Origin of the sequence: Streptomyces sp. 150FB, from assembly GCF_000818195.1 — a bacterium.
Taxonomy (GTDB): domain Bacteria; phylum Actinomycetota; class Actinomycetes; order Streptomycetales; family Streptomycetaceae; genus Streptomyces.
In genome coordinates this window covers 7,863,425-7,867,651 of the sequence record NZ_JTHL01000001.1, presented here as the reverse complement: position 1 = coordinate 7,867,651, position 4,227 = coordinate 7,863,425, and the positions used below count along the sequence as shown (strand labels likewise).

Sequence of the window (4,227 nt, the reverse complement as noted above, 5' to 3'; positions counted from 1 at the left end):
CCGCCGCCAGCGGCGGCCCGACCAGCGCGCCGACCGCTCGGCCCGAAGCCCGCGCGACGGAGAATGCCAGCACCCCCCACGCGTACGTCGGGAACGCGCCGATCGCGACGAACTGTGCCACTCCGACCAGCGCCAGCACCGCGTACGCCCACCGTGGCCGGCGCCGCCGCAGCAACACCGTCCCGGCCTGCGCCGACGCGGTCAGTCCGCCCGCGACGACGGCGGCGGAGCCGTCGAGCAGTCCGGCGATCCCGGGCAGGCCAGGATCGACCGCCGTCACCACCTCGATCAGGGCGAGCAGCAGGACCACCGAGGCCAGCGCCGCGTCCCCGGCGCCCGACCCTGGTAGCTCCGCCCCGGGCAGTTCCGACGGGGCCAATCGCAACGGGGCCAATCGCGTTGCGGGCGCGGCCTGTTCAGCCGCCGGTGCCGACGCCACCGACCAGGCCGTTCTCGTACGCGAAGATCACGAGCTGAACCCGGTCACGCAGCTCCAGCTTGCCGAGGAGCCGGGAGACGTGCGTCTTCACCGTCGTCTCGCCCAGGACGAGCCGGCCGGCGATCTCGGCGTTCGACATGCCGCCCGCGATCAGGCCGAGCACCTCGCGTTCCCGCTTGGTGAGCAGACCCACGGGCCCGGCGTCGGGCTTCGGATCGGCCGGTACGAACGAGCTGACCAGCCGCCGGGTCACCGACGGCGCGAACAGCGCGTGCCCGGCGTGCACGGTGCGGACCGCCACATGCAGGTCCTCCGGCTCGACGTCCTTGAGTACGAAGCCGGACGCACCTGCCCGCAAGGCGTCGTAGACATGCCGGTCCAGGTCGAACGTGGTGACCATGAGCACCCGCGCGGGCTCGTCGAGCGCGCGGATCAGCCGGGTGCCCTCGATGCCGTCGGTGCCCGGCATCCGTACGTCCATCAGCACCACGTCCGGGCGCAGTCGCGCGGCCAGTTCGGCGGCCCGCGCGCCGTCCCCGGCCTCCCCGACGACCTCGATGTCGGGCGCGGCGCCGAGCACGGTCCGCAGTCCGGCACGCACCACGGCCTGGTCGTCCGCCACCACCACCCGCACGCCCACACCCTTCCCCGCCTCACACCGACCGGTCGAGCCATCCTCGCACGGGGGCGACGGGGCTCCCGCCGGAGCGCCCGCGGGTCCCTGGGACACGTACAACAGGCTCGTACGCGGCTGACGGCGCCGGACGCGTCACGCGGCGCGGTCAAGCCCTCAAGGCCTCAGACCCTCAAGGCCGTGGCACGTTGCGGAGGTTGGAGCGGGCCAACTGCACCATGCGGCCCACTCCCCCGTCGAGCACGATCTTGCTGGCGGACAGCGCGAAGCCCGTCAGCATGTCCGTACTGATCTTCGGCGGGATGGAGAGCGCGTTGGGATCGGTGACCACGTCCACCAGGGCGGGGCCCTTGTGCTTGAAGGCGTCCTTGAGCGCGCTTTCGAGCTGCCTGGGCTTCTCGACCCGGACGCCGTAGGCCCCGGCCGCCCGTGCGATGGAGGCGAAGTCCGGGTTGTGGTTGGTGGTGCCGTACGACGGCAGCCCCGCCACCATCATCTCCAACTCCACCATGCCCAGAGCCGAGTTGTTGAAGAGGACGACCTTCACCGGCAGGTCGTACTGGACCAGGGTGAGGAAGTCGCCCATCAGCATGGAGAATCCGCCGTCGCCCGACATCGAGACGACCTGCCGGTTCCGGTCGGTGAACTGCGCGCCGATGGCCTGTGGCAGTGCGTTGGCCATCGAGCCGTGGCTGAAGGAGCCGATCACACGACGGCGCCCGTTGGGCGTGAGGTAGCGGGCGGCCCAGACGTTGCACATCCCGGTGTCCACGGTGAACACCGCGTCGTCGGAGGCGACTTCGTCGAGGACGGAGGCCACGTACTCGGGGTGGATCGGGAGGTGTTTCTCGACCTTGCGGGTGTACGCCTTGATCACGCCCTCCAGCGCGTCGGCGTGCTTCTTCAGCATCCTGTCGAGGAACCTGCGGTCCGTCTTCGTCTTCACCCGTGGCGTCAGACAGGTCAGTGTCTCGCGCACGTCGCCCCAGACCGCGAGATCCAGCTTCGAGCGCCGGCCGAGATGCTCGGGCCTGACATCGACCTGGGCGATCTTGACGTCGTCGGGAAGGAACGCGTTGTACGGAAAGTCCGTGCCGAGCAGGATCAGCAGATCACACTGGTGGGTCGCCTCGTAGGCGGCGCCGTACCCGAGCAGACCGCTCATCCCGACGTCGAAGGGGTTGTCGTACTGAATCCACTCCTTGCCCCGCAGCGCGTGCCCGACCGGGGACTTGATGCGCTCGGCGAACTCCATCACCTCGGCGTGCGCGCCCGCCGTACCGCTCCCGCAGAACAGAGTGACGCGTTCGGCCTCGTCGATCATGCGCGCCAGCTTGTCGATCTCGGTGTCCCCGGGGCGTACGGAGGGCCGGGACGTCACGAGTGCGTGCTCCACCGCCCGCTCGGGGGCGGGCGCCGCCGCGATGTCGCCGGGCAGGGTGACCACACTGACACCGCTCCGGCCGATCGCGTGCTGGATCGCCGTCTGGAGCAGCCGTGGCATCTGCCTCGGGTTGGAGATCATCTCGCTGTAGTGGCTGCACTCGCGGAACAACTGCTCGGGGTGGGTCTCCTGGAAGTACCCGAGGCCGATCTCGCTCGACGGGATGTGCGAGGCGAGGGCGAGGACGGGGGCCATCGAACGGTGCGCGTCGTACAGGCCGTTGATCAGGTGCAGATTGCCGGGACCGCAGGACCCGGCGCAGGCGGCGAGCTTGCCGGTGACCTGCGCCTCGGCGCCCGCGGCGAAGGCGGCGGTCTCCTCGTGCCTGACCTGGATCCAGTCGATGGCGGGGGTACGGCGGATCGCGTCGACGACAGGGTTGAGACTGTCGCCGACGACTCCGTACAGCCGCTGGACCCCCGCTCGGACGAGGATTCCGACGAATTGCTCCGCGACGCTCTGCTTGGCCATGGAAGCGCGCCTTTCCGATGTGTTCCACGGATGCGGTCTCCGTGTTCTCCGTGGGCTCCGGGTCCATCAACCCACGGCGGGCGCGGTTACGCCTCCCAGACCGTGACGGCCGTGCGGTCGTCGGCGTACCCCTTGACCCGTAGCTGGACATCGGTCAGATACTCCGCCAGGCCCGGCGGCTCCTGCGGACTCCAGCGGCGGGCGAGTTCCGCGGCGAGGGCCGGCTCGGCGCGCAGCGGGTCGGCGAGGCCCGGGCCGCACAGGAGGAGCGTGTCACCCGGCTGGGCCACGGAGGCCCGGAAGCGGAACGGCTCGGGCGGCGGCGGGACCTGTGCCTCGACGTACGGGGACGGTGGCGTCGGTATGCCGAAGTCCATGGTGAGCCGGTCGCCCTGCGGGGTCTCGGCGGGTCCGGAGGCGGAGCCGGCGACGGACGCTCGTGTGACGGCGGCCGCCGGGCCCAGGTCCGGGGGCTCCAGGTCCTCCCAGGCGCCCTCCCGCAGCCGTACGAGACCACCGGGGCCGACACCGAAGAACACCCGGGTCCGGCAGCCGGGGTCGGCGGAGAGCAGTAGACAGCGCAGGCTCGCTGTGTACTCTCCGGGCTCGACCCCGAGCGCGGTGGCGCGGGACCGGAGCTTGCCGTACGTACGGTCCGTGAGCCGGTGCAGCCCGGACTTGAGGTCGCCGCGGCGGTCGCCCCGTATGTCGTCCGAGAGCCGGCTGTGGCTGCGGCCGACGGATACGGCCGTCCAGTGGCACGCTTCGGCCGCCGCCCGGTGGGCACCGCCGACGGCGCGGGCGCCGGTGGCGATCGCGACCAGCAGGAGGGCGCCCGCTCCGGTACCGAAGCGGGCGGTGAGCAGCGCGTCCCGGCGCGGCTCGCCACGGAACCGCGGGGAGTCCCCTCGTACGGAGGCGGCGCGCAGTGTGTACGTGCCGTAGCGGGCGCCGTCGAGCACGGTGTCGGCGACGAGTTCTTCGAGGGCGTCGGGGTGGGCGGCGGGCAGCGCGGTCGGTTCGGGATCGTAGGTGGGGGGTCCGTCGCCGACCCAGGCGGGAGCGGGTATGGCTTGGTCGGCCGGTGGTCCGGCCGTCGGTATCGGTTCTTCGGGGGCGGGGGCGTCGCGGGACGGTTCCTCGTGGGACGGTTTCTCGTGTGACCACGGGTCGGCGGAGCCGGGGGCGGGGACGGAGGACGGGGGTACGCCGGGCGCTCCGGCGGCCGGCGCGGGCCCC

4 protein-coding genes are annotated in these 4,227 nt (G+C 71.9%); all 4 read right to left on the bottom strand.

Annotated features, from left to right (window positions below; translation table 11 throughout):
- A partial coding sequence (locus tag QR77_RS47075; RefSeq protein WP_201778839.1) for a hypothetical protein occupies positions 1-385 on the bottom strand: 385 nt, incomplete at its 3' end.
- 31 nt (positions 386-416) lie between these two features.
- Positions 417-1,079, bottom strand: coding sequence for a response regulator transcription factor (locus tag QR77_RS33745; RefSeq protein ID WP_040025830.1), 663 nt, complete (start codon positions 1,077-1,079; stop codon positions 417-419).
- Between the two features lie 166 nt (positions 1,080-1,245).
- A complete protein-coding gene (locus tag QR77_RS33740) occupies positions 1,246-2,988 on the bottom strand; it encodes a pyruvate dehydrogenase (protein ID WP_040025829.1) in 1,743 nt (580 codons plus the stop codon).
- 86 nt (positions 2,989-3,074) lie between these two features.
- The coding region (locus QR77_RS33735; protein ID WP_236710925.1) for a protein phosphatase 2C domain-containing protein at positions 3,075-4,227 on the bottom strand (1,153 nt) is incomplete at its 5' end.

Bases quoted from the DNA above. Each gene is read 5' to 3' on its own strand.
- QR77_RS33740 (WP_040025829.1), bottom strand. From the start codon at position 2,988: ATGGCCAAGCAGAGCGTCGCGGAGCAATTCGTCGGAATCCTCGTCCGA.